We start from the raw sequence: 14,602 nt of genomic DNA on the forward strand, positions 1-14,602 counted from the left end.
TGGGGCCGTGTCAGCCCAGGGTGCCATTAACGGCCGCGCGTACCCCCGCGCGCACCGCGCCGCGGGGGCCGGGTGCTCGGAGCCGGCCCTCCCGCGGCGGCCGGGCTCAGCGCGGCGAGGGCGCCGTGCCGGTCGTGTCGTCGTGGTCCTCGGGCAGCCGGCAGACGTGCTGCAGCCAGAGCGCCGCGGCCATCACGGCGACCCCGGCGAGCACCGCGAAGCCCGCCGTGACGGCCTGCCCGCGGCGGGCCGCGACGTCCAGCTCGGTCAGCAACTCGATGCCCATGCCCGCGTAGACGCCCGTCACCACGGCCGAGACCAGCGCGCTCGCCTGGCCCAGGACCAGCGCCCGGGCGGCGCCCAGCGGGTCGACGCCCTTCGCACCGGGCTGCCGCTCGCGGGCCGCCTTCAGCCGGCCCCGCAGCGAGATCGCGGTGGCCAGCAGCACCACCGCGACCGCCGCGAGCACCACGGGCGCCGCGGTGGGCACACCCGGCAGGGTGTCCAGCGAGGCCCACAACCTCGCACCGGCCCAGGACAGCGCCGTCGTGACGGCGGTGATGGCGACCAGCAGACGGATGCGGAGCAGCTTCACTCGGACGGAGTCCTTCCCGGATGCCGGAGAGAGGGTCGGCCGCGCCGGAGGGCGCGGCGGCGGCGCCAGGCCACCGTATCGGGCCCGGCCGTACGGACACCTACTCGTACGGCCGGGAGCCCGCCCTAGTTCCTGCCGGACCGAAGCCGTTCGCCGCGGCCCGGGTCGGCGCCGCCCCGCCGCGCCCCGGCGGGGGCGGCGGGCGGGCGGCCTACTCCGGCAGCCGCAGGCGGATGTCCTCGCGCCGACGCACGCCCTGGGCCTGCTCGCCGCCGAGGTCGTCCAGCAGGTCGGCGACCATGCCCAGGCCGGGCAGCTCGGCCTTCGGGTCCGCGTCCAGCCACGGGGCGAGCACGAAGGCCCGCTCGTGCGAGCGCGGGTGCGGCAGGAGCAGCTCGGGGTCGTCGCTGGTGACGCCCTCGTACGCGAGGATGTCGACGTCCAGCGTGCGCGGACCCCAGCGGACGGTGCGGACCCGGCCGAAGGCGTCCTCCACCGCGTTGCCCCGCTCCAGCAGGGAGTGCGGCGGCAGGGTGGTGCGGAGCACGACCACGGCGTTGTAGTAGTTGGGCTGCTCCTCGGGGCCGCCCAGGGCCTCGGTCTCGTAGACGGAGGAGACGGCCTTGATCCGCAGCCCGGGGGTGTCCGCGAGCGCGTCCACGGCCCCCTGGAGGGTCTCCAGCCGGTTGCCCAGGTTGCTGCCGAGGGCGATCACGGCGTAGCGCGGGTTGTGCAGGGTGGTGTCCGCCGAGTCGACCCTGCGCTCCAGGTCGAACGTGGTCGGCGAGGCGGTCGGGTCACTGGTGCTCATCGGATTCCCTCTGCGGCTGGGCGGCGGGACTAGGCGCGCAGGTCATGCGCGGCCCCGGTGGATGGTGACGGTGACGTCGTCGAACGGGACGGTGATCGGGGCGTCGGGCTTGTGCACCGTCACCTCGACCTCCTCGACCGGTTCGTGCTTGAGGCACTGGTCGGCGATGCGCTGCGCGAGCGTCTCGATCAGGTCGACGGGCTCGCCGGCGATCACCGCGGTGACCTCCTCGGCGATGACGCCGTAGTGGGCCGTGCGGGTGAGGTCGTCGCCGGACGCGGCCGGACGGGTGTCCAGGAACAGCACGAGGTCGACCACGAAGGTCTGGCCCTCGACGCGCTCACGCTCGAAGACCCCGTGGTGGCCCCGAGCACGCAGACCCCGAAGGGTGACGCGGTCCAGCAAACGAATCACTGCTCCCAGTCGGACGGGCCGCCCTGCCTGGGCAGGGCGAAGGCGGGCATCGTCGCCCGCCGGTCATCGAATCTACCCGCGAGCACTGACAACGCCTGACCGTCCTACCCGGCACGGCACGGCGTCACGCACGCCGATCCGGCGATTGACGTGAACGTTCCGTGCCGGTCCCGCAATTCCCGGGCCGCGCCGCGGCGGCCCGCCGACCTCAGTCCTCGTCCTCGTCGTCCCCGCTGGTCAGCACGGGTGAACCATGGTGCGACCAGAGCTTCCAGCCGCCCTCGGTACGGCGGAACAGGTTCGTCGAGACGACCTTGCCCCCGACCAGCGGACCGAGCTCGCCCTCCTCCTCCGCCTCGCCGCCGGAGAGGATGTTCTCCGTACAGGTGACAAGGGCCACATCGCCCTGCACCTCGGCCTCGACGTCGGTCAGGAAGAACTGGATGTACTCCGTGTTCATCATGATCAGCATGTACGAGCGGGTGACCTGGGCCCGTCCGCGCAGCACCGGCCAGCCGGGGTGCACGCACACCACTCCGCCCTTGTCGTCCGCCTCTCCGGCGCCGAGCCAGGCCCGTTCGACCGCCTCCAGGTCACCGTTCTCCAGCGCCTCGTAGAGTGCCTGGTTCGCCGCCAGGACGGCCTCCCGGTCGGCCTCCGACGCCTGCCGGCCCGATGTTCCGCCGCTCAACCTGCCGTCACCTGCCACAGACCCTCCCATTCATGCCGGCCTCACCCCTGCCGGGCCGCGCGCTGCCAGGCCGCGACCACCCGCACGGCGTCCGCCGTCCCGACCACGTCGTGCACCCGCACCGCCCAGGCTCCGGCCCGGGCCGACAGTACCGACACCGCGGCGGTCGCGTCGTCGCGCTGCCGGGCCGGGCGCAGCTCCCCGGTTTCCGGGTTGGCGAGCAGCGTACCCAGGAACCGCTTGCGCGAAGCGGCCACCAGCACCGGCCTGCCGAGCGCGGTCAGGGCGTCCAGGCGGCCCAGCAGGGCCCAGTTGTGCTCGGCCGTCTTCGCGAAGCCGAGGCCCGGGTCGAGGATCAGCTGCTCCTCCTTGACGCCGGCCGCCAGCAGGGCCTCCACCCGCCCGGTCAGCTCGGCCACCACGTCCGCGACCACGTCGTCGTACACCGCCAGGCTCTCCATGTCCGCGGACTGGCCCCGCCAGTGCATCACCACGAAGGGGGCGCCGGTGGCGGCCACCACACCGGCCATCGCCGGGTCGGCCAGGCCGCCGGAGACGTCGTTGACCAGCCGGGCACCCGCCGCGACGGCCTGCTCGGCGACGGTCGCCCGCATGGTGTCGATGCTGACCACCACCCCCGCCTCGGCGAGCTCCCGCACCACCGGGAGGACCCGGCCCAGCTCCTCCGCCTCGGTCACCCGGTCGGCGCCGGGGCGGGTGGACTCACCGCCGACGTCGATCAGGTCCGCGCCCATGGCGCGCAGCGCGAGCCCGTGCGCGATGGCCCGCGCCGGGTCGTGCCACAGCCCGCCGTCGGAGAAGGAGTCGGGAGTCACGTTGACCACGCCCATCACGGCGCAGCGGTCGAGGTCCGGGAGGCCGGCCGGGAGGGAGCGGGGGAGCGGGTTGTTCATGGGGTCTATTATCGGGCGCCCCTCGCCTCCGTGGCGCTTGACCCGGCGCCGACGGTCATCGCTCCCGCGCTCCTTCGTCGCTTCCTCGCTCTCTCCCTTTCGGCACCGGCGCGCCCTTCGGCTCGGGGCGCCGGTGGGGGTGCGCTCAGGACCACCGGGCACGGGATACGGGTACGGGTGCGGGGGCCGGTGGCACGGGTGGCGGCGGGGTGGGGGTCCGTGGCTTGTGCCGGCCGCCGGGGCCGGGTACGGCGGCGGGGGCCCCCCCGGCCGGGGGGGGGGCGGGGGGGGGCCCCCCCGCCCCCACACCGGCCTCGGCCGGACCGCCGGACGGCCGGAGGGGCCGCAGGGATTGCCGGAGCCGGCCGGCGGCGGCGCGGCGGGCCACGGGGGCGGCTCAGCGGGTGAGTTCGTCCAGCCGGCGGGCGGTGGCGGCGAGCTCCGGCGGCCCGCCGCGGCGGGCCGCGAGCCTGCGCCGCAGCCCGCGCAGCTCGTGGCCGACCAGCGCCGGCATGCTCCCGACGGCCTCCTCCAGTGCCGGGTTCAGCAGCGAGACGGCGGCCTGCGGGTCGCCCGCGCACAGGTGGCAGTCAGCCACCCGTAGGGTGAACAACAGTCGTGTGGAAGGCAGTTGATCGGGGGCCAGCAGTCGTAGCGAGGTCTCGGCCGCGTCGACGGCACGCAGGGCGAGCCTCGGGTCCTCGACGGTGGCCGCGAGGTCGCGCAGCGCCGCCGCCGCGGCGGACTCCACCCGCAGGTGCATCGAAGCGATGGTCAGCCAGGGCGCGTCCGACTCGTCCCGCACGCCGATGTGGTCCAGGTGCAGCCGGGCCCTGCCGACATGCCGGACCGTCTCGCGGACGTCCCCGGCCAGGGCGTACGCACGAGCCTGGCAGGCCTGCCCCATCGCGCCGGCCCAGTGGCGGCCGGGCGCAGCGCGGGTGATCTCGCGGGCGTAGCCGAGCGCCGAGGCGGCGTCCCCCTCCAGCCGGGCCAGGGTGCTCATGTCGCTGAGCGCGGCCACCTGGGTCGCGGCGTCGCCGGCCTGTTCCGCCCAGGTGAGCGCGCGGTCGAAGCAGGCCATCGCGGTGGCGTTGCGACCGTGCTGCATCCGCAGGACGCCCGCGGCGTGCGCGTACTCGGCCGCGAGCCGGGCCAGCGGGCCGCCGGGGTCGCCGGCGGCGAGGGCGAGGCGCCGGACGATCACCCGCAGGGTGTGCTCCACCCCGGCCTCGATGCCCGGGTAGGCGCCCTCCTCGCCGGCCCGCAGGTGAACGGCGAGGAGCCCGGTCAGGGCGTGCACGGTGTCGCCGTCCGGCCGGGGCGGCCCGTCGGGGTCGGCGGCGCAGAACGCGGCGTGCAGGGCGGAGATGTCGGCGGCCCGGGGCACGGCGCAGCCGGCGGCGCCGTGCAGGGGGCAGAGCAGTCCGTAGTCGGGCAGGCGGGCTGGCAGCAGTCCGTCCATGGGCGGCAGTGCGACGGGCGACCGCTCGGCCGTCGCACTGCCGGGGAGCGGCGGCCGGACGGACACCACCGGGGCCGGCGTACCGCCCTCGACGGACTCCTCGGCCGCGTGGAAGGCCGCGAGCAGGTCGCCGTTCGCGCCGAGCAGGCCGTCGAGTCGGGTGGCGAGGCGCGGGGTGGCCCGGCGGGTGCCGTGTTCGAGTTTGCTGATGGCCGTGTGGTCGTAGCCGACGGCGGCGGCGAGCCGGGCCTGGGTGAGGCCCGCGAGCCGGCGCCAGTGCCGCAGCCGGGTGCCGAAGGCCGGCCGCGGGCCGGCGGGAGCGGCGGTCGGCCGCGGCGGGCGGACCGCCCCAGGGGCGGGGACGGTCTCAGGGGCACGGGGTGCGGGGACCGCCGCGGAAAGGGCACCCGGTGCGGTGGGCGGCGCGGTCCCGGCGGGCTCCGCGGGGGTCGGTGCGGCATGGCTCCGGTGCACGGCGGACCTCCCCGGTCGCTCGGTCGACGGGCGCCGCCGGCGACGCCCTCCGTGCCAGGACGGTACTGGAGGAACGGCGGCCCGTACATGAGGTGGTCTCAACCACTTTGCAGCGCCGGTCGCTTGACAGAACTTGCCGATGGCCCGCCCGACATGACTAGACCATTGCTCCGGACATGACGACATGTGAGGGTTCCGGCACCCGAGCGCGGACACTCCCGGCCCGACCGCCTACCCGGCGGCGTGCCGACCGCACCACCAGAGCGCCGTCCGCGTTCGAGGACCCCCACGTTCGAGGAGCCTCGATGCAACGCAGATTGACCAAGGGAAGACTGCTGACGGCCGGAACGACCCTGGCCCTCCTGGCAGGTCTCACGGCAGCCACCGCCGGACCGGTGTCCGCAGCCCCCGGCGGGCCCACCCCCACCCCGCCCAGCGCACTGGCCGCCGCCGTCTCCGCCGCCGACCAGGCGGCCGCAGCCGGACTGGACTCGCTCGCCAAGGGGCCGGGCGAGAGCTACGAGCGGCACACCGTGACCCCGTGGCTCAACGGGCTCTACTCGGTGGCCTACGAGCGCACCTACCGCGGGCTGCCGGTGGTCGGCGGGGACGCCGTCGTGATAGCCGACGGCCAGGGCCGGATACGCGGCTCGCAGTCGGCCTCCACCGGGCCGGTCGGGGTCCCCACCATCCCGGTGGTCACCGCGGCGGAGGCCGAGCGCGCCTCCCGGGCCGGGCTGGCGGCGGTCGACTCCGTCGACTCGCACCGCCTGGTGGTCCGGGTCAAGGACGGCAAGGGGCGGCTCGCCTGGGAGACCGTGCTCAGCGGCCGGACCGCGAGCGCCCCCAGCCACCAGCACGTCTTCGTCGACGCCCGGACGGGCGCGCTGATCGACAGCTACGACGACGTCAAGGCGGGCACCGCCAACAGCAAGTGGAACGGCCCCGCACCGGTGACCATCAGCACCACCGGGTCCGGGAGTTCCTACTCCCTGCGCGACCCGAGCCGCTCCGGGCTGAGCTGCGCCGACTACGGCACCGGCCAGGTGTTCTCCAAGTCCAGCGACTCCTGGGGCAACGGCAGCCCGACCAGCAAGGAGACCGGCTGCGCCGACGTGATGTTCGCGGCGCAGAAGGAGTGGGACATGCTCCGCGACTGGCTCGGCCGCAGCGGGCACAACGGCAACGGCGGCAGCTGGCCGGTCAAGGTCGGCCTGAACGACGTCAACGCCTACTGGGACGGCTCCTCCATCTCGATCGGGCACAACAACGCCAACGAGTGGATCGCCTCGATCGACGTGGTCGGCCACGAGTTCGGCCACGGCATCGACCAGTACACGCCCGGCGGCGCCAACAACGAGGCGGGCCTCGGCGAGGCGACCGGCGACATCATGGGCGCGCTGACCGAGGCGTACGCCAACGAGCCCTCCCCGTACGACAGTCCGGACTACACCGTCGGCGAGATGATCAACCTGGTCGGCAGCGGGCCGATCCGGAACATGTACAACCCCTCGCTGGTCGGCAACAACCCGAACTGCTACTCCGCCTCGATCCCCAACACGGAGGAGCACGCCGCGGCGGGCCCGCTCAACCACTGGTTCTACCTCCTCGCCGAGGGCTCGGCCCCGGGTGGCGGCAAGCCCTCCAGCCCGACCTGCAACAGCTCCTCGGTGACCGGGATCGGCATCCGCGACGCCGGTCGGGTCTTCTACGGCGGCATGCTGCTCAAGACCAGCGGCATGACGTACAAGCGGTACCGGACGGCCACCCTGACGGCGGCCAAAAACCTCGACCCGGGCTGCACCATGTTCACCCGCGCCAAGGCCGCCTGGGACGCCGTCAGCGTGCCGGCCCAGGCCGGCGACCCGACCTGCACGCCCTCCGGCACCAACGACTTCTCGCTGACCCTCGCCCCGGCCGCCGGCTCGGTGCAGCCCGGCAGCTCGGCCACGTCCACGGTGAGCACCGCCGTCACCTCGGGCAGCGCGCAGACGGTGAACCTGACCGCCTCCGGCCAGCCCGGCGGGGTCACCGTCACCTTCAACCCGGCCTCCGTCCAAGCGGGTTCGTCCGCCACGATGACCGTCTCGGCGTCCGCCGCGGCGGTGGCCGGCAGCTACACCGTCACGGTGACCGGCAGCGGCACCGCGACCCACACCGCGCAGTACGCCCTGACGGTGGGCGGCGGCAACCCCGGTGGCAACGCGCCGGACATCAGCGTCGCGAACGTGCAGGCGCACCTCGGCCAGCTCAACACCATCGGCTCGCAGAACGGCGGCAACCGCCGGGCCGGCACCGCCGGGCACACCCAGTCCGTCGCCTACGTCAAGGCCAAGCTGCAGGCGGCCGGTTACACCGTCACCGAGCAGTCCTGCACCAGCTGCACCTACGTCTCCAACAACCTGATCGCCGACTGGCCGGGCGGCCCCGCCGACCAGGTGACCATGTTCGGCGCCCACCTGGACAGCGTCTCCGCCGGGCCCGGCATCAACGACAACGGCTCCGGATCGGCCGTCCTGCTGGAGAACGCGCTCGCCCTGGCGCAGCAGAACCCGACCCTCACCCGGCATGTCCGGTTCGCCTGGTGGACGGGCGAGGAGCAGGGCCTGCAGGGCTCCAACCACTACGTGAGCCAGCTGAGTTCCACTCAGCGCAGTGCCATCAAGGGGTACTACAACTTCGACATGGTCGGCTCGCCCAACGCCGGCTACTTCATCAACAACATCAACTCCGCGGCCTCGACGCCGATGAAGGCGTACTGGGACTCGCTGGGCGTCCAGCCCGAGGAGAACGTCGAGGGCCAGGGCCGCTCCGACGACTACTCGTTCCAGCAGGCGGGCATCCCCACCTCCGGCTACGCGGCCGGCGCCAGCGCCGTCAAGACCAGCGCCCAGGCGGCCAAGTGGGGCGGCACCGCCAACCGGGCCTACGACTCCTGCTACCACTCGGCCTGCGACACCAGCAGCAACATCAACGCCACCGTGCTGGACCGCAGCGCCGACGGCGTCGCGTACACCCTGTGGAAGACCTCGGTCGGCGGCACCACCCCGGCCAACGACTTCTCCCTCTCGGTGAACCCGGCGACCGGCAGCACCACCGCCGGGGGCTCGACCACCGCCACGGTCGGCACCAGCACCACCAGCGGCAGCGCCCAGACGGTGAACCTCACCGCCGCCGGCCAGCCGAGCGGCACCACGGTGTCGTTCAGCCCGTCCTCGGTCCAGTCCGGCTCCTCGGCCACGATGACCGTCTCGGTCGGCGCGGGCACCGCCGCCGGCACGTACACCATCACCGTGACCGGCACCGGATCCGCCACCCACAGCACGACCTACTCGCTGGTCGTCGGCGGCGGCCAGGGCGGCGGCACCTGGGCGGCCGGCACGGTCTACCAGGCGGGCGACGTCGTGACCTACGGCGGGCTCAGCTACCGCTGCCTCCAGGGCCACCAGGCCCAGACCGGCTGGGAGCCGCCCATCGTGCCGGCCCTCTGGCAGCGGATCTGACCGACCGAGCGCGTGCCGCGGCCCGTTGGGGGACGAGCCGCGGCACGGCGCCCGCCCCAGAGGGGTTCAGTGGGCGGGTGACCGGGACCGACGACCGGGTGCGGGCCGGACAAGGGCCCCGGTGCCCCGCGGCGACCCCGCGGCACACCGGGGAGGGGAGGGCAGGCCCGCGGCCCGGCCCCGTCCGCCCTCAGGGGGACGGACGGGTGAGCGGCCGCTGCGGCGGTCCCGGGGAGGCGGCGGGCGGGGGTGCGGCGTGGCGACACGCGGCGCCCCCGCCCGTCGCTCTTCCGCCGGGCCCCGGGCGGGCACGGCGCACGGTCCGACCGGCGGACGGCGGACGGTCCGGCGTTCGCGCGCCGGTCGGTGCGAGACTGGGCGCGGTCGCCGCTGCCCGGCCGGCGGCCCAGGCCACGTACCGAAGGACCCTCACGCCCGTGCTCCCCGCACCGCCCGTCATCCGCATCGACGCCCCCGGATCCTTCCCCTGGAGCGTCTTCCACGAGCGTCACCCGCAGCTCGTCCGGCAGGTGCTGGACGCGCTGCCGTACGAACCCGCGCGGCGGGCGGCGGTCGAGGCGCTGCTCGCCGAGAGCACGACCGGCGTGCTGCAGCCGCCGGACCCCGGGGCCCACGACCACCGGCAGTGGCTGGAGTGGGGCCGGGGCCTGTGGGGCCGGCCGTGGAGCGAGGCCCCCTTCCTCTGGGCCGAGAACTGGTTCTACCGCCGACTGCTCGCGGCCACCGGCTTCTTCGGGCCCGGGGCCTGGCAGGGCGTGGACCCCTTCGCGCCCTTCAAGGACGCCGAGTTGGCCGGCCCGGCCGTCGACGGCGAGCTCGCCGCACTCGGCGGGCTGCCGGCCCTGCCCGCGGAGCAGCGGGAGCGGGCGCTGCTCTCCTCCGCCCTCTGGGGCAACCGGGCGGACCTCAGCTTCGGGATGACCGCCGAGGCCGGTGCGGCCCCGGTGACCGGGCTGGTGGCGGACGACGGAGCCCTGCTGTGGGCCGTGCTCGCCGGGGCCCCGGACGCCCCGGTCTGCCTGGTCGCGGACAACGCCGGCCGCGAACTGCTGCCCGACCTCGTCCTGATCGACCACCTGCTCACCACCCGGCCGGCCGCCGAGGTCCTCCTCTACGTCAAGCCGTACCCGTACTTCGTGTCGGACGCGACCACCGCCGACGTCCTGTCCGCCCTGCGGCGGCTGCGCACCTCCGCCGAGCCGGTGGCCGGGCGGATCGGCGACCGGCTCTGGGAGGCGCTGGGCGCCGGGCGGCTCGTGCTGCGCACCGACCCGTTCTTCTGCGCGCCGCTGCTGTACCACGAGCTGCCCGCCGGGCTGCGGGCCGAGTTCGCCGGCGCCGCGTTGACCGTCTTCAAGGGCGACCTCAACTACCGCCGGCTGGTCGGGGACCGGCAGTGGCCGGCCACCACCTCGTTCGGCGGGGCGGTCGGTCACTTCCCCTCCCCCGTGGCGGCGTTGCGCACCCTGAAGTCGGACGTGGTGGTCGGCCTGGAGGCCCGGGTGGTCGCCGAGCTGGACGCCGGCGGGCTGCCGTGGCGCACCACCGGGACGCACGCGCTGATCCAGGTGCACTCCGGGTAGCCCGCCGGGGCCGCGCGCGGCCCCGGAGCGGATCCGCAGCCCGCTGGCGCCCGGCCCGAACGGGGGCCGGGCACCAGCGGGTGAGCACCGAAGGGTCAGCGGTGGTTCAGCCAACTCATCGCGGCGGTCGGCCTGTTGGTGTAGTCGAACAGGGCCTGGTTCTCCCAGGCGTTGCCGGAGGCGGGATCGGCCGGGTCCCAGCCGTTGCCGGGTACCGCCGTCCAGGCCGGCTCCCAGTAGAAGGCGCCGAGCCCCTTGCCGCCCGGCACGGCCTCGACCACGTTGAGCACGTCGCGCAGGGCGGCGGCCTGGCCGGCCTGGGTGGCCGGGTAGCCGGTGGTGAGCTGGGCGGTGGTGGCGAGGTTGTTCTCCAGCGAGTCGTTGTTCGCCAGGGTGAAGGCGTAGGCCGTCTCGGCGACGGCGACCTTCTTGCCGTACCGGGCGGCCATGTCGTCCAGGGTCGTCTGCAGGTCGTTCAGCGGGCCGTGCCAGTAGCTGTAGTAGGAGAGCCCGATGACGTCGAACGGCACGCCGCGCGACACCGCGTTGTCGAAGAAGGTGCGGGCACCCGCGTCGTCCCCGCCCTTGGCGAGGTGCAGCATGACCTGGGTGGAGGAGCTGACGGCCTTCGCCGCCGTGGCGCCCTGGGTGAGGAAGGCGGCGAGGTTGGTCCAGTTGGCGGTGGAGCCCTCCGGCCAGAGCATGCCGCCGTTGATCTCGTTGCCGATCTGCACCATGTCGGCGGTGGTGCCCTGCGCCTTCAGGGCGTTGAGCACGTCGTAGGTGTGGTTGTAGACGGCGGTGCCGAGCTGGGCCGCGGTGTAGGAGGCCCAGGGCGAGGGCTTGCTCTGGGTGCCCGGGTCGGCCCAGACGTCGGAGTAGTGGAAGTCGATCAGGACCTTCATGCCGAGCGCCTTGGCGCGGGCGGCCATGGTCAGCACCCTGGCCTTGGAGTTGTAGCCGTCGGCGGGGTTGACCCAGACCTTCAGCCGCGCGTAGTTGGCGCCGGCCGCGTGCAGGACGGTCAGGGCGTCGGCGGCGGTGCCGTCGGCGTACGCGTAGGTGCCGCCCTTGTCCTCGCTCTTCTTCAGGGTGGAGACGTCGACGCCGCGGGCGGCCACGCCGGTGCTGCCCGAGGTCAGGGTGACGTCGTCGACGTTGAGCCAGTTCCCGGCGTTGGCGTCGGAGTTGATGCTGATGGTGCACTGGCCGTTGGTGACCGAGACCGGGGTGACCAGTCGGATCCAGCCGCCGTTCGGGGTGACCGGGAGGTCGGTGCGCTGTTCGGCGCCGCCGCAGCCCTTCAGTGCGAGGTAGGCGGCGTTCTGTCCGCCGCTGGAGCGGACCCAGGCGGTCAGCGTGTAGCTGCCGTTGGTGAGGCCGGAGAGGTACTGGTAGGTCTCCACCTTGTAGGCGGAGGCCGCCCAGTGGGTGAGCCGGTAGGAGCCGCTGTGGCCGCCGGCCTCGGTGTAGGAGGCGGCGTTCTGGCCGCCGGCGGAGTAGGTGGACCATCCGCCGGGGGTCGCGGTGCCGGCTCCGCCGGTCTCGAAACCGGGGTTGGCGACCGTGACGGCCGCCTGGGCGGCGGTGGTGGGGAGCGCGACCGTGGTGGCGGCGGCGATCACGAGCGAGGCGGCGCTGCTGGCGAGCAGGCGCCTGGTTCCCTGGGGCATCGTCGTCCTTGGCGATGAGGTGGGGTGGGGGAGGTGGAGCCGTGGGGGTGCGGCCCGGCGGCCGTGCGCTGGGGACACGGCCGCCGGGCCGGGGCGGGGCACCTGCCCGGACCGACCCTCGGCGGGCCGGGCAGGAGTCAGTGCAGGACGACGCGGGTGGTGCCCGCGGGGACGTCCAGGGTGCCGGACACGGGTGCGCCGGTGAGCAGCTCGACGCCGTCGCCGGGCAGCGGGACACGGGCGTCGGCGCCGCTGTGGTTGACCGCGAAGAGGTAGCGGCCGTGTTCTCCCGCCCGCTCCACCACCTCGACGTCGCGCGGCAGTTCACGCTCCGGCAGGCCGGCCTCGGCGGCCGCCCGGGCGAGCACGGTGTCCAGGCCGGCGGCGTCCAGGCGGCTGGAGACGTACCAGGCCGAGCCGGCGCCGAGTGCGTGGCGGGTGACGGCGGGGTGTCCGGCGGCCGGTCCGTCGGCGTACCGCCAGAGGGTCTCGGCGCCGTGCGGCACGACGAACTCGGACCACACGTCGCCGGTGAGCTCCGCCTCGCCGCCGGTCAGCCGGACCTGCTGACCGGCGCGCAGCGGTGCGAACTCCTCGACGGTGAGGCCGAGCACGTCGCGCAGGGCGCCGGGGTGCGGGCCGGGGTGCACGGCGTCGTGCTCGTCGACGATGCCGGAGAAGCAGGACACGACGAGGGTGCCGCCGTTCTCCACGTAGCGGCGCAGGTTGCGGGCGGCGGCCTCGGTCATCAGGTACAGCGCGGGGACGAGCACCAGCGGGTACCGGTCCAGTTCGGCCCCGGGGTGGGCGAAGTCCACGGTGAGGTGGCGGTCGTACGCGGCGGCGTACCAGCTGTCGGCGCGCTCGCGGGCGTCCAGGTCGACGCTGGGGCGCCACTCGAGCTTCTGCGCCCACCAGGACTGCCAGTCCCAGAGGACGGCGGCGTCCGCGACCACCCGGCTGCCCCGGACGGAGCCCAGCGAGCCGAGGGCGGCGCCGAGTTCGACCACCTCGCGCCAGATCCGGCTCTCCGTGCCGGCGTGCGGGAGCATCGCGGAGTGGAACTTCTCGGCGCCGTGCCGCGAGGCCCGCCACTGGAAGAACATCGCGCCGTCCGAGCCGCGGGCGACGTGCGCGAGGCTGTTGCGGGCCATCTCGCCGGGCTGCTTGACGAGGTTGCGCGGCTGCCAGTTGACGGCGCCGGTGGAGTGCTCCAGCAGCAGCCAGGGCCGGCCGCCGGCGACGGAGCGGGTGAGGTCGGCGGACATCGCCAGGTTGATGTGGTTCCGCTCGCCCTCGGCGACCAGGTAGTGGTCGTTGGCGACCAGGTCGACCTCGCGCCCCCAGGCCCAGTAGTCGAGCGACTCGCACTGCGAGAGCGCGGTCATGAAGTTGGTGGTGACCGGGATGCCGGGCGAGAGGCGGTGCAGGATGTCGCGTTCGCTGACGAAGTTCTCCAGCAGGGCGTCGCTGGTGAACCGCGCCCAGTCGAGCTGCTGGGCGGGGTTGCCCGCGGTGGGGGTGAGCCGGGGCGGGCGGACGTCCTCCCAGGTGGTGTACTGCTGGCCCCAGAAGGTCGTCCCCCAGGCCTCGTTGAGCTCCTTGAGGGTGGTGTAGCGCTCGCCGAGCCAGCGGCGGAAGTGCGCGGCGGACGCCTCGCAGTAGCAGGCGCTGACCGGCACCCCGTACTCGTTGTGGACGTGCCACAGGGCGACGGCGGGGTGGCGGCCGTAGCGCCGGCCGAGCTGTTCGGTGATGGCGGCGGCGGCCTGCCGGTAGGCGGCGGAGCTGTGGCAGATCGCGCCGCGGGAGCCGAACTCGTACCGGACGCCCTCGCGGGTGACGGGCAGCGCCTCGGGGTGCTCGCGGTAGAACCAGGCGGGCGGTACGACGGTGGGGGTGGCGAGGTCGACGCGGATGCCGTTCGCGTGCAGCAGGTCGAGCAGCCGGTCGAGCCAGCCGAAGTCGTAGCTGCCGCGCTCGGTCTCCAGCAGCGCCCAGGAGAAGATCCCGACGCTGACCATGGTGACGCCGGCCTCGCGCATCAGCCGGACGTCCTCCTGCCAGACCTCCTCGGGCCACTGCTCGGGGTTGTAGTCCCCGCCGAAGGCGAGCGCCGGCAGCCCGACCGGCCTGCGGCCCTGGTCGGCCGGGCCGGCGGCCGGGTCCGGGGTGTTGTCGCGAGTCAGCGGGTGATCCATCGATGCTCCATCGGGCAGGACTGTGAACGTACACAGCATCCAGGGCGTTGTGTTTCGGCAAGATAACCGTATGAGGCTGGGGATTGACAAGTGTCCGGCGGATTTCCGTACTGTGAACGTGCACAGCGACGGTCCACGGTTCCGGGAGCCCCCGGCACCGCCCGGCGCCGGTCGTGCACCCCGGCCCGCGCCGGGGAGAGCCCGCCGCCGGCCGTCGCTGTCCGCCCCCACCCCCACCCCCGCTCCCCAGCAGTGAT

10 protein-coding genes are annotated in these 14,602 nt (G+C 74.4%); 2 read left to right on the plus strand and 8 right to left on the minus strand.

What is annotated here, in order from left to right:
• Positions 1 to 106 precede the first annotated feature (106 nt).
• The 6 genes from ACFTWP_RS04425 to ACFTWP_RS04450 all read right to left on the minus strand — a co-directional run bounded on the left by ACFTWP_RS04425 (position 107) and on the right by ACFTWP_RS04450 (position 5,364).
• Positions 107 to 595: a DUF3180 domain-containing protein gene (locus ACFTWP_RS04425; protein ID WP_380262557.1), complete on the minus strand. Its 489-nt coding sequence runs from the start codon at positions 593 to 595 to the stop codon at positions 107 to 109.
• A 211-nt stretch (positions 596 to 806) separates the two neighbouring features.
• On the minus strand, positions 807 to 1,406 hold the full coding sequence (folK, locus tag ACFTWP_RS04430; protein ID WP_380262558.1) for a 2-amino-4-hydroxy-6-hydroxymethyldihydropteridine diphosphokinase: 600 nt from the start codon (positions 1,404 to 1,406) through the stop codon (positions 807 to 809).
• A 42-nt stretch (positions 1,407 to 1,448) separates the two neighbouring features.
• Entirely contained in the window at positions 1,449 to 1,808 is a 360-nt protein-coding gene (gene folB, locus ACFTWP_RS04435) for a dihydroneopterin aldolase (RefSeq protein WP_266327261.1), read from the minus strand.
• A 220-nt stretch (positions 1,809 to 2,028) separates the two neighbouring features.
• Positions 2,029 to 2,541 carry a nuclear transport factor 2 family protein gene (locus ACFTWP_RS04440; protein ID WP_380262560.1) on the minus strand — a complete coding sequence of 171 codons (513 nt, stop codon included), beginning with the start codon at positions 2,539 to 2,541 and terminating at the stop codon, positions 2,029 to 2,031.
• Between the two features lie 11 nt (positions 2,542 to 2,552).
• Positions 2,553 to 3,425: a dihydropteroate synthase gene (gene folP / locus ACFTWP_RS04445; RefSeq protein ID WP_380262562.1), complete on the minus strand. Its 873-nt coding sequence runs from the start codon at positions 3,423 to 3,425 to the stop codon at positions 2,553 to 2,555.
• Between the two features lie 397 nt (positions 3,426 to 3,822).
• Positions 3,823 to 5,364, minus strand: a complete 1,542-nt coding sequence (locus ACFTWP_RS04450; protein WP_380262564.1) for a helix-turn-helix domain-containing protein — start codon at positions 5,362 to 5,364, stop codon at positions 3,823 to 3,825.
• Positions 5,365 to 5,669: 305 nt separating this feature from the next.
• On the opposite strand from ACFTWP_RS04450, the gene ACFTWP_RS04455 reads away from it, so the two are divergent.
• Both ACFTWP_RS04455 and ACFTWP_RS04460 read left to right on the plus strand, forming a co-directional pair.
• Positions 5,670 to 8,867, plus strand: coding sequence for a M28 family peptidase (locus ACFTWP_RS04455; RefSeq protein ID WP_380262566.1), 3,198 nt, complete (start codon positions 5,670 to 5,672; stop codon positions 8,865 to 8,867).
• 437 nt (positions 8,868 to 9,304) lie between these two features.
• Entirely contained in the window at positions 9,305 to 10,471 is a 1,167-nt protein-coding gene (locus ACFTWP_RS04460) for a damage-control phosphatase ARMT1 family protein (protein WP_380262568.1), read from the plus strand.
• Between the two features lie 95 nt (positions 10,472 to 10,566).
• Here ACFTWP_RS04460 and ACFTWP_RS04465 read toward each other — a convergent pair whose 3' ends face one another.
• Together ACFTWP_RS04465 and ACFTWP_RS04470 are read right to left on the minus strand one after the other, a co-directional pair.
• The gene (locus ACFTWP_RS04465) at positions 10,567 to 12,144 is read right to left on the minus strand and encodes an arabinogalactan endo-beta-1,4-galactanase (RefSeq protein WP_380262570.1); all 1,578 of its coding nucleotides are present in this window, start codon (positions 12,142 to 12,144) and stop codon (positions 10,567 to 10,569) included.
• Positions 12,145 to 12,281: 137 nt separating this feature from the next.
• Entirely contained in the window at positions 12,282 to 14,345 is a 2,064-nt protein-coding gene (locus tag ACFTWP_RS04470) for a beta-galactosidase (protein WP_380262572.1), read from the minus strand.
• Between the last annotated feature and the right edge of the window lie 257 nt (positions 14,346 to 14,602).

Origin of the sequence: Kitasatospora sp. NPDC057015, assembly GCF_042673745.1 — a bacterium.
Classification (GTDB): Bacteria; Actinomycetota; Actinomycetes; order Streptomycetales; family Streptomycetaceae; genus Kitasatospora.